Below are 17,702 nucleotides of genomic sequence, written 5' to 3'. Positions count from 1 at the left end.
GGCGGGCATGACCGATCCCCTCAGGCACGATCCCCTCAGGCACAGGCCGGTCCTACTCCAGGAAGTCCTGTCGGCGCTGGCGCCGCGCGACGGCGGCGTCTACGTCGACGGCACCTTCGGGCGCGGCGGCTACAGCGCCGCCGTGCTCGACGCGGCCGACTGCCGGGTCTGGGGCATCGACCGCGATCCCGAGGCGGTCGCCGCCGGCCAGGCCCTGTCCGGACGCTACGAAGGCCGCCTCACGGTGGTCGAGGGCCGCTTCGGCGAGATGGACCGCCTGCTCTACGGGCACGGGGTCGAGGCGGTCGACGGCGTCGCCCTCGACGTCGGCGTGTCGTCGCCGCAGATCGACGACGCCTCCAGGGGCTTCTCCTTCCGCGCGGAAGGGCCGCTCGACATGCGCATGGGGCGCGAGGGCCCGACCGCGGCCGACCTCGTCAACTCCCTGCCCGAGCAGGAGCTGTCGCATCTGGTCTGGAGCCTCGGCGAGGAGCGGTACGCGCGCCGCATCGCGCGCGTCATCGTCGAGGCGCGAACCGAGAAGCGGATCGAGAGCACGACGGAGCTGGCCGCGATCGTCCGGCGGGTCGTCCCGAAGAGCAAGGACGGCATCGACCCCGCGACCCGGACCTTCCAGGCGCTGCGCATCCGCGTCAACGACGAGCTGGGCGAGCTGGAGCGCGGCCTGCGCGCGGCCGAAAGGCTGCTGCGGCCGGGCGGGCGGCTCGCGGTCGTCTCGTTCCATTCGCTCGAGGACCGGGTGGTGAAGGACTTCCTGAGACTGCGCAGCGGCCGCGCCGCGGCGCCGTCGCGCCACCTGCCGGCCGCGGCGGCCGGCCCGGAGCCCAGCTTCTCCACCCTGACCCGCAAACCCCTGACACCCGGGGCCGCCGAGCTGGCGGCCAACCCGCGCGCCCGTTCCGCTCGCCTGCGCTCGGCCGAACGCACCGGGGCTGCCCCCTTCGAGGAAGCGGCATGATCGGCAAGACCACCATCATCTGGCTCGTGCTCGCGGCCGTCGCGAGCGTCGTCCTGTTCCACACCAGCTACCGGGTCCAGGAGCTCGACCTCCGGCTCGCGGCGCTCAACCGCGAGATCATCCGCGAGCAGGAGGCGATCCAGGTCCTGAAGGCGGAGTGGAGCTTCCTCAACGACCCGATCCGGATCGAGCGCCTCGCCCGCGACTACACGCCGCTGGGCCCGTCGGGCCCGGCCCAGATCATCGCCTCGGTCGAGCAGATCCCGTTCCGCGCCCCCGAGGCGGAGGGCCCGGCCCTCGTCTCGGCCGCCCCGGTTCCGGGGCGCAAGCCGGCGCCGGCGCTGCCGGAGGCGGGCGAGAGCCGCCTCGCCTCGGCCGAGCCGGATATCGACATGCGGTCGGCGGAACCGAACATCGACATGCGGTCGGCGGAGCCGACTGCCGGCACGCCGGTCGCGCTGCCGTCCAGCCAGGTCGTGGCGCTGCCCCCCGGCGGCATCCTGCTCACCTCGTTCGGACGCCAGCAATGACGGCCCTACGCCTGCACGCCCAGCCCTCTCCGATCGACGCCCCGGCACCCGGCCGGCGCAACCCGCGCAAGGCGGCGGCGGCGCTGGAGCAGGGACGCTCGCGCCTGGTCGTCACCGCGGCCATGTTCGCCTTCGCCTTCGTCGCGGTCGGCGTGGGGCTGGTCGACGCCACGGTGCTGCGCCAGGGCGCCGAGCCGGACATCGCGCAGGCCCAGCCCGCCGGCCTGCTCCAGACCGGCCGCGCGGACATCGTCGACCGCAACGGGGCGGTGCTGGCGACCTCCCTCGCGTCGGCGTCCCTGTACGCGGACCCGCTCCTCGTGATCGACCCGGTCGAGGCGGCGGACAAGCTGACTGCGGCGCTGCCCGACCTCGACTACGACGCCCTCGTGCGCCAGCTCGCCAGCGACAAGCGCTTCGTCTGGATCAAGCGCAAGCTCACCCCGCGCGAGCAGTACGCCGTCAACCGCCTCGGCATCCCCGGCGTCGCCTTCCAGCGGGAGGAGCGGCGGATCTATCCGCTCGGCCCCCTCGCCTCCCACACGGTCGGCTTCACCGGCGTCGACAACGACGGCCTGATGGGCATCGAGCAGAGCTTCGACCAGGCGCTGCGCGGCACGCCCGAGCCGCTGGCGCTCAGCATCGACGCGCGCGTCCAGCACCTGGTGCGCCGCGAGCTCCAGGCGGCGATCGACGAGTTCAGCGGCATCGGCGGCGCCGGCATGGTGATGGACCTGGAGACCGGCGAGCTGCTGGCGCAGGTCTCGCTGCCGGACTTCGACCCGAACGCGCCGATGAACCTCGACGAGAACACGCGGTTCAACCGGACCTCGCTCGGCGTGTACGAGATGGGCTCCACCTTCAAGATCTTCAATTCGGCGCTGGCGTTCGAGTCCGGGAAGATCGGGCTGTCGAGCTCCTTCGACGCGACGCACCCGATCAGAGTCGGCCGCCACACGATCGGCGACTTCCGGGGCAAGAACCGCTGGCTGACGGTGCCCGAGATCTTCATCTACTCCTCCAACATCGGCTCGGTGCGCATGGCGCTCGAGGTTGGGACGGAGGCGCAGAGGGCGCTGATGGCCAAGCTCGGGCTGCTGAGCCGGCCGAGCATCGAGATCCCCGAAGTCGGCATGCCGATGGTCCCGAACCCGTGGCGCGAGATCAACACGATGACGATCTCCTTCGGCCACGGCCTGTCGGTGAGCCCGCTCCAGCTCGTCGCCGCGGCGGGGGCGATCATCAACGGCGGCGTCATGCGCCAGCCGACGCTGCTGCGCCGCGATCCCGGCGAGCCGGTCCTCGGAGAGCGCGTCGTCTCGCCGCAGACCTCGGCGATGATGCGCCGCATGCTCCGCCTGGTCGTCACCGAGGGCTCCGCCACCGCCGCCGCGGCGCCGGGCTACGTCGTCGGCGGCAAGACCGGCACCGCCGAGAAGATCACCGGCCGGGGCTACAACCGGAAATCCCGCATCTCCTCCTTCCTCGGCGCGTTCCCGATCCACGACCCGAAATACCTGGTCCTGGTCATGATCGACGAGCCCAAGGGCACGGCACGCACGCACGGCTTCGCGACGGGCGGCTGGGTCGCGGCCCCCGCGGGCGGCCGGATCATCGCCCAGCTCGGCCCGATGCTGGGCGTGGAGCCGGTCGACGAGAACCGGCCCGACATCCGCCAGGCCGTAGACCTGTTCGCCGCTCCCGCTCCCGCGACCGGGGGCGGCACCACCGGGGGCAGCACCCTTGCGTCTTACTGACCTGCCGGCCGACCGGCCCGCCACGACAGGAGAAGATGGCGCGCAGGCCCGCGATCCCGAGATCGCGGGCCTGACCAGCGATTCGCGCCTGGTGCGGCCGGGCTATCTGTTCGCGGCGCTGCCCGGCGCGAAGGCGGACGGCCGCCGGTTCATCGCCCAGGCGGTCGCGTCCGGCGCGGTCGCGGTCCTGGCGCCCGAGGGAACGGTGCCGCCGCCCGAGGCGCGGGACGTCGCCTTCCTGACCGACCCCGACCCGCGTCGGCGCTTCGCGCTGATGGCCGCGGCCTTCCACGGCCGCCAGCCCGGCACGGCGGTCGCGGTGACCGGCACCAACGGCAAGACCTCCACGGTCCAGTTCGTCCGGCAGATCTGGGAGCGCCTCGGCCACCCGGCGGCGAGCCTGGGCACGCTCGGCGTCACCGCGCCGGGCTTCGAGCCCCGCGGCTCGCTGACCACCCCCGACCCGGCGTCGCTGCACGCGACCCTGGCGGAACTCGCGGCAGCCGGGATCGACCACGTCGCGATGGAGGCGTCGAGCCACGGCCTCGACCAGCGCCGGCTCGACGGGGTTCGACTGATTGCCGCCGGCTTTACCAATTTGTCACGCGATCATCTCGACTACCACGGCACCATGCCGGCCTATCTTGCCGCCAAGGCGATGCTGTTCGGGCGCGTGATGGCGCCGGGCGGCACCGCCGTTCTCAATGCCGACGTCCCCGAGACCGCGTCGCTCGAGGAGCTGTGCGCGGCACGCGGCCATCGCGTGCTCCGCTACGGCTTCGCGGGCCCCGAACTGACCGTTCGGGCGGCCGAGGCGCTGCCCCACGGGCAGCGGCTCGACCTGCGCGTGCTCGGCCGCGACCACCGCGTCCAGCTCCCGCTGGCCGGCAGGTTCCAGGCCTGGAACGCGCTCTGCGCGCTCGGGCTGGCGATCGGCGGCGGGGCGGAGGCCGGCGCCGCGGTGGCGGCGCTGGAACACCTGACGGGGGTCAAGGGCCGGCTGGAGCTGGTCGCGCGCCACCCGGCGGGAGCCGCCGTATACGTCGACTACGCCCATACACCGGATGCCCTGGAGACGATCCTGAACGCCCTGCGACCCCATACCGAAGGCCGGCTGGCCGTGGTGTTCGGATGCGGCGGCGATCGCGACCGGGGCAAGCGTCCGGTCATGGCCTCCATCGCGGCCCGCCTCGCCGACCGCGTCTACGTCACCGACGACAACCCCCGCTCCGAGGAGCCGGCGGCGATCCGCCGCGAGGTGCTGGCCGGCGCCCCCGGCGCGACGGAGATCGGGGACCGCGCCGAGGCGATCGACGCCGCGGTCCGGGATCTCGGCCCGGGCGACGTGCTGGTCGTCGCCGGCAAGGGCCACGAGCAGGGGCAGATCGTCGGGGCCGAGACCCGCCCCTTCGACGACGCCGACGAAGTCCGCCGCGCGGTCCGGGAGACGGCGTCATGACCGGCGCGCCCGCGATCCTCTGGTCCTGCGACGACGCCGCGGCCGCGACCAACGGGCGCGCGCTCGGCCCCGACTGGAACGCGACCGGCCTCGCGACGGACCCCTCGTCCGTGCGGCCCGGCGACCTGTTCGCCCCGCTCGACCCGAACGACGCGCGCAACGCCGCCGACATGACCAGGGCGCTGGCGGCGGGGGCCGCGGCGGCCATCGTCCCGCGCCGGCCCGCCGGCGTGCCGCCGGGCACGCCGCTGCTCCTGGTCGAGGACGTGGCGGCCGCGGTCGAGGATCTGGGCCGCGTCGCCCGCCTGCGCACGGGAGCCCGGATCGCGGTGGTGGCCGGCGCGCTGGGCCGCACCGGCGCCAAGGACGCGCTGGCGGCCTGCCTCGCCCCGTTCGCCCGCACCCATGCCGGCGACGGGCGCGGCGGCCCGTTCGCGGACCTGGCCCGGCTTCCCGCCGCGGCAGGCTTCGCCGTGTTCGAGGCCGATCCCGCCGACCCGCAGCGCGCGGGCAGGCTGCTCCAGCCCGACCTCGCCGTCGTCCTGAACGCCGACCCGCCGCGCCCCGGGCTCTTCGCTTCGGCCGAGGCCGCCGCCAATGCCGGCGCGGCCGTGCTCGCGACGATGTCGGCGAAGGGCACCGCCGTGCTCAACCGCGACGACGGGCAGTTCCCCCGGCTGCTGGCCGCGGCGCGGACCGCCGGCCTGGCACGGGTGCTGACCTTCGGCGTGCGCGACGGCGCCGACGCCCGCGTGCTCGACTGCGCGCTGCATGCGACGTGCAGCACGGTCGCCGCCACCGTCCTGGGAGAGCGCATCCAGTATTGCCTGTCGGTCCCGGGACGCCATCACGTCGCCAACAGCCTGGCCGTGCTCCTGGCGGTCCGAGCACTCGGCGGCGAGCTCGGCACCGCGGCGCGCGCACTCGCCGCGCTGACGCCGGCCGCGGGCCGGGGGCTTCGCCGCCGCGTCGCGCTGGCGCGCGGCTCGTTCACGTTGATCGACGAATCCGGTCATGCGAGCCCGGCCTCGGTGGAGGCGGCGCTGCGCGTCCTCGACGCGAGCATGCCGGGCGCCGGCGGGCGGCGCATCGCCGTGCTCGCCGACATGGCGGGCTTCGACGACCTTCCCATCCCCGCCCAGGCCCAGGCCCAGGCCCAAGCCCAAGCCCAAGCCCAAGCCCACGGCGCCCTGGCCGCCGTCCTGCGGGCGACCGGCATCGATCTCGTCTTCTGCTGCGGACCCAACATGCGTCATCTGTTCGAAAAGCTGCCGGCGGGCCAGCGCGGCGCCCATGCCGACACCGCGGCGGCCCTCGCCGGCCCGGTCGCGGACGCGCTGCGCGCCGGCGACGTCGTCCTGGTCAAGGGCCCGGCCGCCGCGTCCCTGGCCGAGCGCCTGGACGGGACGGCCGGCGCGCCGGCCCCCGGCTTCGCGGCGACCGCCGCCAGGGTGCGGTGAGGCCGCGATGCTCTACCACCTCCTCTTCCCCCTCGCCGACCAGTTCAGCCCGCTGAACCTGTTCCGCTACCTGACCTTCCGGACCGGCGGCGCGATCCTGACCGCGGCCGTGATCAGCTTCGCCTTCTTCCCGTCCTTGATCCGCTGGCTGCGCTCGCGCCAGGGCGACGGCCAGCCGATCCGCTCCGACGGGCCGGAGACCCATTTCAAGAAGCGCGGCACGCCGACGATGGGCGGGCTGATGATCCTGATCAGCGTCACCATCAGCACGCTGCTGTGGACCGACCTGACCAACGGCTACGTCTGGGTGACGCTGCTGGTCACGATCGGCTTCGGCATGATCGGCTTCGGCGACGACTACCTGAAGCTGACCAAGCGCAACCCGAAGGGCCTGCCGGGCAAGGCGAAGCTCGTCGGCCAGGTCGCGATCTCCCTGGCCGCCTCGGTCCTGATCGTCGGCGTCGCGGCGGGGGGCCACGGGACGGCGCTGGCGCTGCCCTTCGTCAAGGATATCGTACTCGACCTCGGCTGGTTCTTCATCGCCGTGTCGGCCTTCGTGATGGTCGGCGCCAGCAACGCCGTCAACCTCACCGACGGGCTGGACGGGCTCGCGATCGTGCCGGTGATGATCGCGGCCTCGTGCTTCGGGCTGATCGCCTACCTCGCCGGCAACGCGATCTTCGCGAACTACCTCCAGATCCACCACGTCGCCGGCACCGGGGAGCTTGCGGTGTTCTGCGGCGCGCTGGTCGGCGCCGGGCTCGGCTTCCTGTGGTTCAACGCCCCGCCCGCGATGGTCTTCATGGGCGACACCGGCTCGCTGTCGGTGGGCGGCGCGCTGGGCGCGATCGCGGTCGCGACCAAGCACGAGATCGTGCTCGCGATCATCGGCGGCCTGTTCGTGCTGGAGACCGTCTCGGTGATCGTCCAGGTCGCCTCGTTCAAGCTGACCGGCCGGCGCGTCTTCCGCATGGCGCCGCTGCACCACCACTTCGAGAAGAAGGGGTGGGCGGAGCCGACGGTCGTGATCCGCTTCTGGATCATCGCCGTGGTCCTGGCCCTGGTCGGCCTGTCGACGCTGAAGCTGCGGTGACCGGCATGATCGACCTTTCCCATCTCGGCGGACGGCACTTCTGGGTCATGGGGCTCGGCAAGTCCGGGCTCGCGACCGCGCAGGCACTGCTCGCGGGCGGCGCCGGAGTGCTGGCCTGGGACGACGGCGAGCCGGCCCGGCGGGCCGCGGCCGCCGCGGGCGTCCCGATCGCCGACCTGGGGCAGGCCGATCCGGCCGGCGTCGAGGCCCTGCTGCTTTCGCCCGGCATTCCGCACACCCACCCCGCCCCGCATCCGGTCGCGGCGCGCGCGCGCGCGGCCGGGCTGCCGATCGTCGGCGACGTCGAGCTGCTGTACCGGGCGCTGCCCCGGGCGCGCTACGTCGGCATCACCGGGACCAACGGCAAGTCGACCACCACCGCGCTGATCGGCCATGTCCTCGCCGGGGCCGGGCGCAAGGTCCAGGTCGGCGGCAATCTCGGCACGCCGGTGCTCACGTTCGAGCCGCTGGGCGAGGACGGGATCTACGTGCTGGAGATGTCGAGCTACCAGCTCGAACTGGCGCCGAGCCTGCGCTTCGACGTGGCGGTCCTGCTCAACGTCACGCCCGACCACCTGGGCCGGCATGGCGGCATGGCGGGCTACGTCGAGGCCAAGCGGCGCATCTTCCAGCACCGCGACCGTGCCCGCACCGCGGTGGTCGCGGTCGACGACGAGCACACGCGCGCGGCGTTCGACGACCTGGAGCGCGCCGGCGACGTCGCCGTGGTCCCGGTCTCGGCCGAGCGCGCGGTGCCGGGGATCCATGTCCTCGACGGGCTGCTGTACGACGGCGGCGCCGCCGCGGTCGCCGACCTGAACGCGATCGAGACCCTGCCCGGCCGCCACAACTGGCAGAACGCGGCGGCCGCCTTCGCGGCCTGCCGGGCCGCCGGGCTGGAGACGGCGGAGATCCTGCGCGGCTTCGCGAGCTTTCCCGGCCTCGCGCATCGCCAGCAGTATCTCGGCGAGGCCGACGGGGTGCGCTGGGTCAACGACAGCAAGGCGACGAACGCCGACGCCGCCGCCAAGGCGCTGGTCTGCTACGACGCGATCTACTGGATCGCCGGCGGCCAGGCCAAGGAGGGCGGGCTCGCCGGGCTCGAGCCGCTGCTGGCGCGCATCCGCCACGCCTTCCTGATCGGTGAGGCCGCACCCGACTTCGGGCAGTGGCTCTCGGCCCGGGGCGTGGCCTCGACTGTGTGCGGCGACCTCGGCCGCGCGGTCCCGGCCGCCGCCGCGCTCGCGCGCGCGGAGAAGGTGCCGGGAGCGACCGTCCTGCTGTCGCCGGCCTGCGCGTCCTGGGACCAGTTCGCCAATTTCGAGCGGCGCGGCGAAGCCTTCGCGGCCCTGGCGCGCGCGGAGATCGACGGCGCGCGGGCGGGGAAGGAGGCGCCGTGATCACCTTCGCCCGCACCGACCATTCGATCCTGGGCCGCTGGTGGTGGACGGTCGACCGCTGGACCCTCGCGGCGCTCGCCGTGCTGATGGGCTTCGGCATCGTCCTGGTCCAGGCCGCCAGCCCCGCGGTCGCGGAGCGGATCGGGCTCGACAACTTCCACTTCGTCCAGCGCCACCTGGTCACGCTGGCGCCGGCGGTCGCGGTGATGATCGCGGTCTCGCTGCTGACGCCGCGCGGCATCCGCCGGCTGGCGCTCGCGGTGTTCGTGGTGTCGCTGATCGCGGTCGCGCTGACGCCCATGATCGGGATGGAGATCAAAGGCGCGCGGCGCTGGATCCACCTGCCCGGCCTGTCGCTGCAGCCGTCGGAGTTCGTGAAGCCCTCCTTCGCGGTGGTCGCCGCCTGGCTGTTCGCGCTGCAGCGCACGACCGACGGGTTCCCCGGCAACGCGATCTCGACCGCCGCCTACGTCCTCGTCGTCGGGCTGCTGATGCTCCAGCCCGACCTCGGCATGACCTTCGTGGTCTCGGCGGTGTGGTTCGGCCAGTTCTTCCTGGCCGGCCTGCCGATCGTCCTGGTCGGCATCATGGCGGCGCTGGGCATGGTCAGCTTCGTCGGCGCCTATCTCGCCTTCCCGCACGTGGCGAGCCGCGTCGACCGGTTCCTCGACCCGTCCGCGGGCGACAACTACCAGGTGTCGCGCTCGCTGGAAGCCTTCGTCAACGGCGGCATGTTCGGCACCGGCCCCGGCCAGGGGACGGTCAAGATGGGCCTGCCGGACGCGCATGCGGACTTCATCTTCTCGGTCGCGGGCGAGGAGCTCGGCCTGCTGTGGTGCCTGGTGCTGGTCGGCCTGTTCGCCTTCATCGTGCTCCGCGGCTTCTTCCGCGTCGTGCGCTACGACAACGTCTTCGTCCTGATCGCGGTCTGCGGGCTGCTGATGCAGTTCGGGCTCCAGGCGCTGATCAACATGGGATCGGCGCTGCACCTGATGCCCACCAAGGGCATGACGCTCCCCTTCATCAGCTACGGCGGTTCCTCGATGCTGGCTCTCGGCTACGGAATGGGCATGGTGCTCGCGCTGACGCGCAAGCGCTTCGGTTCGGGAGAGGCGGCATGAACCGGCCCGACGCCCCCATCCTGCTCGCCGCGGGCGGCACCGGCGGCCACATGTTCCCGGCCGAGGCGCTGGCGCGCGAGCTGATCGCGCGCGGCCACGCGGTGGCGCTCGTCACCGACCGGCGGGGCGGCGCCTTCGGCGACGCGCTCCCCGGGGTCCAGGTCCACCGCATCCGCGCCGCGGCGCCGTCGGGCGGCCTGGTCGGCAAGATGCGCGCCGTCGCGGAACTGGCGCTAGGCACCTTGCAGGCGCAGCGCCTGATGGCGAGCCTGCGCCCGGCCGCGGTGGTCGGGTTCGGGGGCTACCCGTCGGTCCCGGCGGTGATCGCCGCCCAGCGCGCCGCGGTCGCGACCGTGCTGCACGAGCAAAACGCGGTGCTCGGGCGGGCCAACCGCCTGCTCGCCGGCGGCGCGCGCGTGCTCGCGACCTCGTTCCCGCAGGTGGCGATGGTGAAGCCGGGCGACGCGGGCAAGGTGTCGCGCATCGGCAACCCCGTGCGCCCGGCGGTCATCGCCGTGCGCGCGCAGCCCTATCCCGACCTGGTGGACGGGGGGCCGGTCCGGCTGCTCGTGACCGGCGGCAGCCAGGGCGCCAGCGTCTTCGCCTCCGTCATCCCGGAAGCGCTCGGCCTGCTGCCGCCGGAGCTGCGCGGGCGCGTCCGCCTCGCGCTGCAGGCGCGCGCCGAGGACGTCGAGGCGGCCCGCGCGGCGCTGGAGCGCGCCGGCGTGCAGGCCGAGGTGTCCAGCTTCTTCACCGACATGCCCGAGCGCCTCTCGGCCTGCCACCTCGCGATCACGCGCGCCGGCGCGTCCACCGTCGCCGAGCTGACCGTGGCCGGCCGGCCCGCGATCCTCGTGCCCTACCCGCATGCCATGGACGACCACCAGACCGCGAACGCCCAGGCGGTCGCGGATGCCGGCGGCGCCTGGGTCATGCCGCAGCCGTCGCTCACCGCCTCCTCCCTCGCCTCCCGCCTCGAAGCCCTGCTGACCATGCCCGCAATGCTGACCAAAGCCGCCGCCGCCGCGCGCAACTGGGGCGCTCCCGACGCCGCCAGCCGGCTGGCGGACCTCGTCCTCGAAACCACCGGCGGCACCTGCGCCCCGGTCCGGGAGGCCGCGGAATGAGAGCGCTTCCCCTGACCATCGGCACCATCCATTTCGTCGGCATCGGCGGAATCGGCATGAGCGGCATCGCCGAGGTGCTGAAGAACCTCGGCTACTCCGTTCGCGGGTCCGACCTGTCCGACAGCGCCAACGTCAAGCGGCTGCGGGCACTCGGCATCCCGGTCGAGATCGGCCACCGGGCCGAGAACCTGGCCGACGCGGCGGTCGTCGTGATCTCGAGCGCGGTCAAGCGCGACAACCCCGAGGTCCAGGCGGCGCGCGCGGCGATGATCCCGGTCGTCCGCCGGGCCGAGATGCTGGGCGAGTTGATGCGCCTGAAATGGGCGATCGCGATCGGCGGCACCCACGGCAAGACGACGACGACCAGCATGATCGGCACGCTGCTCGACCATGCCGGGCTCGACCCGACGGTGATCAACGGCGGCATCATCAACGCCTACGGCACCAACACCCGGCTCGGCGCCGGGGACTGGATGGTGGTGGAGGCGGACGAGTCCGACGGCACGTTCATCAAGCTGCCGGCCTGCATAACGGTGGTCACCAACATCGATCCCGAGCATCTCGACTTCTACGGGACCTTCGACGGGGTGCGCGCCGCCTTCGACCACTTCGTGCAGAACATCCCGTTCTACGGGTTCGCGGCGCTCTGCGTCGACCACCCCGAGGTCCAGGCCATGATCCCGCGCGTCTCCGACCGCAGGATCGTCACCTACGGCTTCAGCCCGCAGGCCGACGTGCGCGCCCTCGACGTCGTCACCTCGCCGGCAGGGGCGCGCTACTCGGTCCAGCTCGGCGAGCGCGTGACCGGCGAGCCGCGCGTGGTCCGCGACGTCTTCCTGCCGATGTTCGGCCTGCACAACGTCCAGAACTCGCTGGCCGCGATCGCGGTCGGCAACGAGATGGGCATCCCCGACGACGTCCTGCGCGCCGCACTCGCCCGCTTCTCGGGCGTGAAGCGGCGCTTCACCAAGACCGGCGAGAGCGGCGGGGTCACCGTGATCGACGACTACGGCCACCACCCCGTGGAGATCACGGCCGTGCTCAAGGCCGCGCGGACGGCGGGCGACGGGCGGACGATCGCCGTCGTCCAGCCGCACCGCTACAGCCGCCTGCAGAGCCTGTTCGAGGACTTCTGCTCCTGCTTCAACGACGCCGACATGGTGATCGTCGCCGACGTCTACGCGGCCGGCGAGGCGCCGATCGAGGGGGTCGACCGCGACGCGCTGGTCGAGGGGCTGCGGCTGCGGGGCCACAAGCAGGTGCTGCCCCTGCCCTCGCCCGACGACCTGCCCGCCCTGGTGAAGGAGCTGGCGCGGCCGGGCGACCTGGTGGTCTGCCTCGGCGCCGGCAACATCACCGCCTGGGCCAACGCCCTGCCGGGCCAGCTCGACGCGCTGGCGGGAGGTGCGGGATGATGGCCGCGCGCGTCGAGGGACGGCACCTGATCGACCGGCTGCCGGCCGTGCGCGGCAGGCTTTCGGCCGACGCCTCGCTGGCCTCCACGACCTGGTTCCGCGTCGGCGGCCCGGCCGAGGCGCTGTTCCGGCCGGCGGACGAGGAGGATCTGGCGCAGTTCCTGGCCGGCTGCCCCGACGACGTGCCGGTCACCGTGATCGGCGTCGCCTCCAACCTGCTGGTCCGCGACGGCGGCGTCCCCGGCGTCGTGATCCGCCTCGGCCGCGGCTTCGCGGAGGTGGCGGCCGAGGGGCGGCGCGTGACCGCCGGCTCGGGAGCGCTCGACCTCAACGCGGCGCTCGCCGCGCGCGACGCCGGCATCGGCGGGCTGGAGTTCCTGTCGGGCATCCCCGGCACGATCGGCGGCGCGCTGCGCATGAACGCCGGCGCCTACGGGCGCGAGACCGCCGACGTGCTGGTCGAGGCGACGGCGCTCGACCGCGCCGGCACGCGCCACCGGCTGGCGCCGGCCGAGCTCGGCTTCGGCTACCGCCATTGCGGCGTGCCCGCGGACTGGATCTTCACCGGCGCGGTGTTCGAGGGCGAGCCGGCCGAGCCGGCCGGGATCGCCGCGCGCATCGACGACATCGCCCGGGCGCGCGCCGAAAGCCAGCCGGTCCGCGCCCGAACGGGCGGCTCCACCTTCGCCAACCCCGCCGGGCACAAGGCCTGGGAGCTGATCGACCGGGCGGGCTGCCGCGGCCTCGCGATCGGCGGCGCCCAGGTGTCGGAGAAGCACTGCAATTTCCTGATCAATACCGGCGAGGCGAGTGCGGCGGACCTGGAAACGCTGGGCGAGGAGGTGCGCCGCCGCGTCCTCGACATGTCCGGGATCACGCTGGAATGGGAGATCCGCCGCATCGGCGTCGCCCGCCGGCCGGCCGAGGAGACGGCGCCATGACCCGCCGCGGCACCGGCGTCCCCGACGAGCTTCGCGCCCGCACGGCCGAGCGGACCCGCCGCAACGCCCAGCGCGCCGCCCAGAAGGCGAACCGCCGTCGGGCCTGGCCGCGCTGGACCGCCAAGGCGGTCCGGGTCGCCGCCGTGCTGGTGCCGCTGGCCGGCGCCGTCGGCGCCGGGGCCTGGGCCTGGCACGACGGCGCGCATCTGCGCCTCGCCGAGCAGGTCCAGGCGAGCCTGGTGCGCGCGAGCATGGAAGCGGGCCTGGTCGTGCGCGAGGTGATGGTCGAGGGCCGGTCGGAGACCGACGCGGACGCGCTGATGCGCGCGCTCGACGTCGTCCGCGGCAGCCCGATCCTGGTGTTCGACCCGGACCGCGCCCGCGTCGAGATCGAGCGCCTGCCCTGGGTCGCCGCCGCCACGGTCGAGCGGCGCCTGCCCGACACCGTCTTCATCCGCCTGACGGAGCGTCGCCCCATGGCGCTGTGGCAGAGGGAGGGCCGGCTGGCGCTGATCGACGTCGACGGGGTCGTCCTCACCGAACGCGACCTCGGCCGCTATCCCGACTTCCCCATCCTGGTCGGGCCGGACGCGCCGCAGCACGGGCAGGAGCTGATCGCCCTGCTCAAGGCGCAGCCGATGCTCCATCGCCGGGTCGAGGCGGCCGTCAGGGTCGGCGACCGGCGCTGGAACCTGAAGCTGAGGAACGGGATCGAGGTGCGGCTGCCGGAGACCGGCCTCGCGGAGGCGCTGCGCCAGCTCGCCGACCTGGAGGAGAAGCATCCGCTGCTCGAACGCGACGTCGTGGCGATCGACCTACGGCTACCGGATCGACTGATCGTTCAGACTTCAGCGGCGGCAGCGGAGAAAATTCGCCTTCCGGGCGAGAAAATCTGATGCATATGGAGAATATCTCGGAATAAAACTGTTTACGAAACGCTTAAGCTGATGTAATTTATTCTATCGGAACTCATCGATTCTAGATTCGATCGGTGAGTGGGGGGCACGAGTAAAGTCATGGCGTTCAACGGCGGCAAAAAAGCCAAGCGTCCGACCCGCGGCGATCTCATCGCCGCGCTGGATGTCGGCACCACCAAGGTCTGCTGCTTCGTCGCCAAGATCGAGGAGGCGGGCCAGGCCCGGGTCGTGGGCATCGGGCACCAGGTGTCGCGCGGGCTGCGGGCGGGCACGATCGTCGACATGGACGCGGCCTCGCAGGCGATCGCGCACGCCGTGCATGCGGCCGAGCAGATGGCCGGCGGCACGATCCGCGACGTCGTCGCCAACATTTCCGGCGGCCAGCCGATATCCCGCACGGCCAGCGTCGACGTGACGGTCTCGGGCCACGAGGTCGGCGACGGCGACGTCCGGCGCGCGCTGGCCCAGGCGCGCCAGTTCCAGGGAACGCCCGAGCACGAGCTGATCCACACCGTCCCGGTCGGCTACTCGATCGACGGCTCGCGCGGCATCCGCGATCCGCGCGGCATGTTCGGCGACCGGCTGGAAGTGCAGATCCACACCGTCACCGCCCAGGCGAGCGCGGTCCGCAACCTCGCGACCTGCATCGCGCGCTGCCATCTCGACATCGAGAGCTTCGTGGTGTCGCCCTATGCCGCCGGCCTGGCCGCCCTGGTCGAGGACGAGATGGAGCTGGGCTGCACCGTGATCGACATGGGCGGCGGCACGACGACGCTGGCGGTCTTCTGCGAGGGCAACGTCGTCTACACGGACTGCGTGCCGGTCGGCGGCGCCCATGTCACCAACGACATCGCGCGCGGGCTGACGACGCCGGTCGTCCATGCCGAGCGCATGAAGACGCTGTACGGCAGCGCCATGGCATCGGTCGCCGACGAGCGCGAGATCATCGACGTGCCCCAGGTCGGCGAGGACGAGCCCGCGCAGGCGAACCACGTGCCGAAATCATTGCTGGTCGGCATCATCCAGCCCCGGCTCGAGGAGATCTTCGAGCTGGTGCGCGACCGCCTGGAGGCGAGCGGCTATTCCAAGGTCGCCGGCCGGCGCGTCGTGCTGACGGGCGGGGCGAGCCAGCTTCCCGGCACGCGCGAGCTGGCGCAGCTGATCCTGGACAAGCAGGTGCGGCTCGGACGGCCGACGCGGCTCGCCGGGCTCGCCGAGGCGACCGGCGGCCCGGCCTTCGCGACCGCGGCCGGCCTGCTGGCCCATGCCGCGCAAACGACGGCGGCTCTTCCGGCGGCAGGCGCCGAGGCCGATCCGCCCAAGCATCTCTGGGGCCGCGTCGGCCTCTGGCTGAGGGAAAACCTGTGACCCCGCCGGACGACGCGCAGCCCCGGGCAAGGAACCGTCCGCCGCTCCAGGGACCCTGACGGGGGAGCGGCGGGGGGCAACGGCCGGCGGGAACCGGCCGAGGGACACGAGAGAACGAGTTGAAAGGGAACTGGAGGCCGTGATGATCAATCTGAGCATGCCGGAAATCGAGGTCGATCTGCGTCCGCGGATCACGGTGTTCGGGGTCGGCGGTGCCGGCGGCAACGCCGTCAACAACATGATCAAGTCGAACCTCGAGGGCGTCGAGTTCGTCGTCGCCAACACCGACGCGCAGGCCCTCAAGGGCAGCCACGCGGAAAAGCGCATCCAGCTCGGCACGACGATCACCCGCGGCCTCGGCGCGGGATCGCGGCCCGACGTCGGACGCGCCGCCGCCGAGGAGCAGCTCGAGGAGATCATGGGGCACCTGCACGGCGCCAACATGGCCTTCATCACCGCCGGCATGGGCGGCGGCACCGGCACCGGCGCCGCCCCGGTGATCGCGCGGGCCGCGCGCGAGCAGGGCATCCTGACGGTCGGCGTCGTGACGAAGCCCTTCCACTTCGAGGGCGCGCACCGCATGCGCCTCGCCGAGGCGGGCATCCAGGAGCTGCAGCAGTACGTCGACACGCTGATCATCATCCCGAACCAGAACCTGTTCAGGATCGCCAACGAGAAGACGACCTTCGCGGACGCCTTCAAGATGGCGGACGACGTCCTGCATTCGGGCGTGCGCGGCGTCACCGACCTGATGATCATGCCCGGCCTGATCAACCTCGACTTCGCCGACATCCGGTCGGTGATGACCGAGATGGGCAAGGCGATGATGGGCACGGGCGAGGCGACCGGCGACCGGCGCGCGGTCGAGGCCGCCGAGGCGGCGATCAGCAACCCGCTGCTCGACGACGTGTCGATGAAGGGGGCCAAGGGCGTCCTGATCAACATCACCGGCGGCATGGACATGACGCTGTTCGAGGTCGACGAGGCGGCCAACCGCATCCGCGACGAGGTCGATCCCGACGCCAACATCATCTTCGGCTCGACCTTCGACCAGAACCTCGAAGGCGTGATGCGGGTCTCGGTCGTCGCGACCGGCATCGACCACGAGCGCGCGGTCCAGCCGCGCCCGGCGGCGGCGACGCTCCACGTCGTCGGCGGCACGCGCAAACCCGCGGCCGGCCCGGTCGGCGCCGTGGTCCACGGCCGCCAGGAGGCGGTGCGCTCCGGGCTCGACTACCACCACACGCTGGCTCCTGCCCCGCTCCACCCGAGCCACGCGACGGTCGGCGCGACCGCGCAGAAGCTCGACCTCGCCCAGCACGAGCCGGCGCCCCAGTATGAGCCGCAGCCGGAAGCCGTCCACCCGGCTCCCCAGCCGATGCCGCAGCCGGCCCCGCAGTCGGCCCTGCAGCCGACCGCGTATTCCGAGCCGGCCAGGGCGCAGCAGCCCGCCTCCGGCGGCCCGCTGCGCGGCGAGCGCCGCGACGGCGCGTTCATCGCCCCGCGTCCGGCCGACGCCGGCCCCCGCGCGACGATGCCCGCCCCGGCCGCGGCACCGGACTCCTTCGGTCCGGCCCCGTCGTCCGAGCCCCGGGCCCGCCGCTCGTCGCTGTTCGAGCGCGTGACCGGCCTCGGCCGCCGCATCATGGAAGGCTCCGAGCCCGGCGACCCGGCGGTCCGCCAGCAGGCCCAGACGTCGGCCCCGCGCAGCGCCGCTCCGGCACCCCAGCCGCAGCAGCGCCTCGCCGCCGACCCGATGGAACGTCCCCGCATGAGCTCGCCGGAGGAGGACCTGCTCGACATCCCCGCGTTCCTGCGCCGCCAGGCCAACTGAGCGTCCACCGGTTCCCCCGTCCGGGGGCGGCCGCGACGTCCCGCCCGTCCCAAAGGGACGCGGCCGCCCCCCAGCCTTCCACCCCGGTCCGCAAGGACCGGGGTTTTCCTTTTCGGCCCGGGCGGAGCGCGGCCGGCCCTTCCGGTTCGGCGGGCGGCATCGCCTTCCCATGTATTCGACACATGAGAATGGTCGACAGATTGCAATATTCCGGAATTTTCGTTCAATAAATCAAAATACAGTTAATCTTTATATCTCTACCGACTTGACTCCCGACATTTCGAAACTCATGATCGGGTTC

Annotated in this window: 14 protein-coding genes; all 14 read left to right on the top strand. The window is 72.9% G+C overall.

Annotated features, from left to right (window positions below; all coding sequences use genetic code 11):
- The first annotated feature begins 7 nt into the window (after window positions 1-7).
- The 14 genes from rsmH (at window position 8) to ftsZ (ending at window position 17,401) form a co-directional block, all read left to right on the top strand.
- Window positions 8-979: a 16S rRNA (cytosine(1402)-N(4))-methyltransferase RsmH gene (gene rsmH / locus VGO20_RS09425; protein ID WP_327502072.1), complete on the top strand. Its 972-nt coding sequence runs from the start codon at window positions 8-10 to the stop codon at window positions 977-979.
- Complete coding sequence (ftsL, locus tag VGO20_RS09420; protein ID WP_327502071.1) at window positions 976-1,509, top strand: cell division protein FtsL; 534 nt, start codon at window positions 976-978, stop codon at window positions 1,507-1,509. The genes rsmH and ftsL overlap by 4 nt, the downstream gene beginning before the upstream one ends.
- Entirely contained in the window at window positions 1,506-3,266 is a 1,761-nt protein-coding gene (locus VGO20_RS09415) for a peptidoglycan D,D-transpeptidase FtsI family protein (protein ID WP_327502070.1), read from the top strand. Before ftsL ends, VGO20_RS09415 begins: the two co-directional genes overlap by 4 nt.
- Entirely contained in the window at window positions 3,253-4,725 is a 1,473-nt protein-coding gene (locus VGO20_RS09410) for a UDP-N-acetylmuramoyl-L-alanyl-D-glutamate--2,6-diaminopimelate ligase (RefSeq protein ID WP_327502069.1), read from the top strand. The genes VGO20_RS09415 and VGO20_RS09410 overlap by 14 nt, the downstream gene beginning before the upstream one ends.
- Window positions 4,722-6,185 (top strand): Mur ligase family protein, encoded by a 1,464-nt coding sequence (locus tag VGO20_RS09405; protein ID WP_327502068.1) that lies wholly within the window; start codon window positions 4,722-4,724, stop codon window positions 6,183-6,185. Before VGO20_RS09410 ends, VGO20_RS09405 begins: the two co-directional genes overlap by 4 nt.
- A gap of 7 nt (window positions 6,186-6,192) precedes the next feature.
- The gene (gene mraY / locus VGO20_RS09400; protein WP_327502067.1) at window positions 6,193-7,278 is read left to right on the top strand and encodes a phospho-N-acetylmuramoyl-pentapeptide-transferase; all 1,086 of its coding nucleotides are present in this window, start codon (window positions 6,193-6,195) and stop codon (window positions 7,276-7,278) included.
- Window positions 7,279-7,283: 5 nt separating this feature from the next.
- Complete coding sequence (gene murD, locus VGO20_RS09395; protein WP_327502066.1) at window positions 7,284-8,678, top strand: UDP-N-acetylmuramoyl-L-alanine--D-glutamate ligase; 1,395 nt, start codon at window positions 7,284-7,286, stop codon at window positions 8,676-8,678.
- Window positions 8,675-9,799: a putative lipid II flippase FtsW gene (gene ftsW / locus VGO20_RS09390; RefSeq protein WP_327502065.1), complete on the top strand. Its 1,125-nt coding sequence runs from the start codon at window positions 8,675-8,677 to the stop codon at window positions 9,797-9,799. The genes murD and ftsW overlap by 4 nt, the downstream gene beginning before the upstream one ends.
- Window positions 9,796-10,926, top strand: coding sequence for an undecaprenyldiphospho-muramoylpentapeptide beta-N-acetylglucosaminyltransferase (murG, locus tag VGO20_RS09385; RefSeq protein WP_327502064.1), 1,131 nt, complete (start codon window positions 9,796-9,798; stop codon window positions 10,924-10,926). Before ftsW ends, murG begins: the two co-directional genes overlap by 4 nt.
- Window positions 10,923-12,341, top strand: coding sequence for a UDP-N-acetylmuramate--L-alanine ligase (murC, locus tag VGO20_RS09380; RefSeq protein WP_327502063.1), 1,419 nt, complete (start codon window positions 10,923-10,925; stop codon window positions 12,339-12,341). The genes murG and murC overlap by 4 nt, the downstream gene beginning before the upstream one ends.
- Window positions 12,341-13,282, top strand: a complete 942-nt coding sequence (gene murB, locus VGO20_RS09375; RefSeq protein WP_327502136.1) for a UDP-N-acetylmuramate dehydrogenase — start codon at window positions 12,341-12,343, stop codon at window positions 13,280-13,282. Before murC ends, murB begins: the two co-directional genes overlap by 1 nt.
- A complete protein-coding gene (locus VGO20_RS09370; RefSeq protein ID WP_327502062.1) occupies window positions 13,279-14,178 on the top strand; it encodes a cell division protein FtsQ/DivIB in 900 nt (299 codons plus the stop codon). Before murB ends, VGO20_RS09370 begins: the two co-directional genes overlap by 4 nt.
- 120 nt (window positions 14,179-14,298) lie before the next feature.
- Window positions 14,299-15,567 (top strand): cell division protein FtsA, encoded by a 1,269-nt coding sequence (gene ftsA / locus VGO20_RS09365; protein ID WP_327502061.1) that lies wholly within the window; start codon window positions 14,299-14,301, stop codon window positions 15,565-15,567.
- A 142-nt stretch (window positions 15,568-15,709) separates the two neighbouring features.
- Window positions 15,710-17,401, top strand: coding sequence for a cell division protein FtsZ (ftsZ, locus tag VGO20_RS09360; RefSeq protein WP_327502060.1), 1,692 nt, complete (start codon window positions 15,710-15,712; stop codon window positions 17,399-17,401).
- Window positions 17,402-17,702: the final 301 nt, after the last annotated feature.

The organism is Arenibaculum sp., assembly GCF_035998295.1.
GTDB lineage: Bacteria > Pseudomonadota > Alphaproteobacteria > Azospirillales > Azospirillaceae > DASYHS01.
This window is presented reverse-complemented; position numbering and strand designations above follow the sequence as displayed.

What these genes read in the sequence shown, in the direction of transcription:
- murD (WP_327502066.1), top strand. Translation starts at nt 7,284, where the DNA reads ATGATCGACCTTTCCCATCTCGGCGGACGGCACTTCTGGGTCATGGGG.
- murG (WP_327502064.1), top strand. Translation starts at nt 9,796, where the DNA reads ATGAACCGGCCCGACGCCCCCATCCTGCTCGCCGCGGGCGGCACCGGC.
- VGO20_RS09405 (WP_327502068.1), top strand. Translation starts at nt 4,722, where the DNA reads ATGACCGGCGCGCCCGCGATCCTCTGGTCCTGCGACGACGCCGCGGCC.
- VGO20_RS09370 (WP_327502062.1), top strand. Translation starts at nt 13,279, where the DNA reads ATGACCCGCCGCGGCACCGGCGTCCCCGACGAGCTTCGCGCCCGCACG.
- murC (WP_327502063.1), top strand. Translation starts at nt 10,923, where the DNA reads ATGAGAGCGCTTCCCCTGACCATCGGCACCATCCATTTCGTCGGCATC.
- VGO20_RS09415 (WP_327502070.1), top strand. Translation starts at nt 1,506, where the DNA reads ATGACGGCCCTACGCCTGCACGCCCAGCCCTCTCCGATCGACGCCCCG.
- murB (WP_327502136.1), top strand. Translation starts at nt 12,341, where the DNA reads ATGGCCGCGCGCGTCGAGGGACGGCACCTGATCGACCGGCTGCCGGCC.
- ftsA (WP_327502061.1), top strand. Translation starts at nt 14,299, where the DNA reads ATGGCGTTCAACGGCGGCAAAAAAGCCAAGCGTCCGACCCGCGGCGAT.
- ftsL (WP_327502071.1), top strand. Translation starts at nt 976, where the DNA reads ATGATCGGCAAGACCACCATCATCTGGCTCGTGCTCGCGGCCGTCGCG.
- ftsZ (WP_327502060.1), top strand. Translation starts at nt 15,710, where the DNA reads ATGATCAATCTGAGCATGCCGGAAATCGAGGTCGATCTGCGTCCGCGG.
- rsmH (WP_327502072.1), top strand. Translation starts at nt 8, where the DNA reads ATGACCGATCCCCTCAGGCACGATCCCCTCAGGCACAGGCCGGTCCTA.
- mraY (WP_327502067.1), top strand. Translation starts at nt 6,193, where the DNA reads ATGCTCTACCACCTCCTCTTCCCCCTCGCCGACCAGTTCAGCCCGCTG.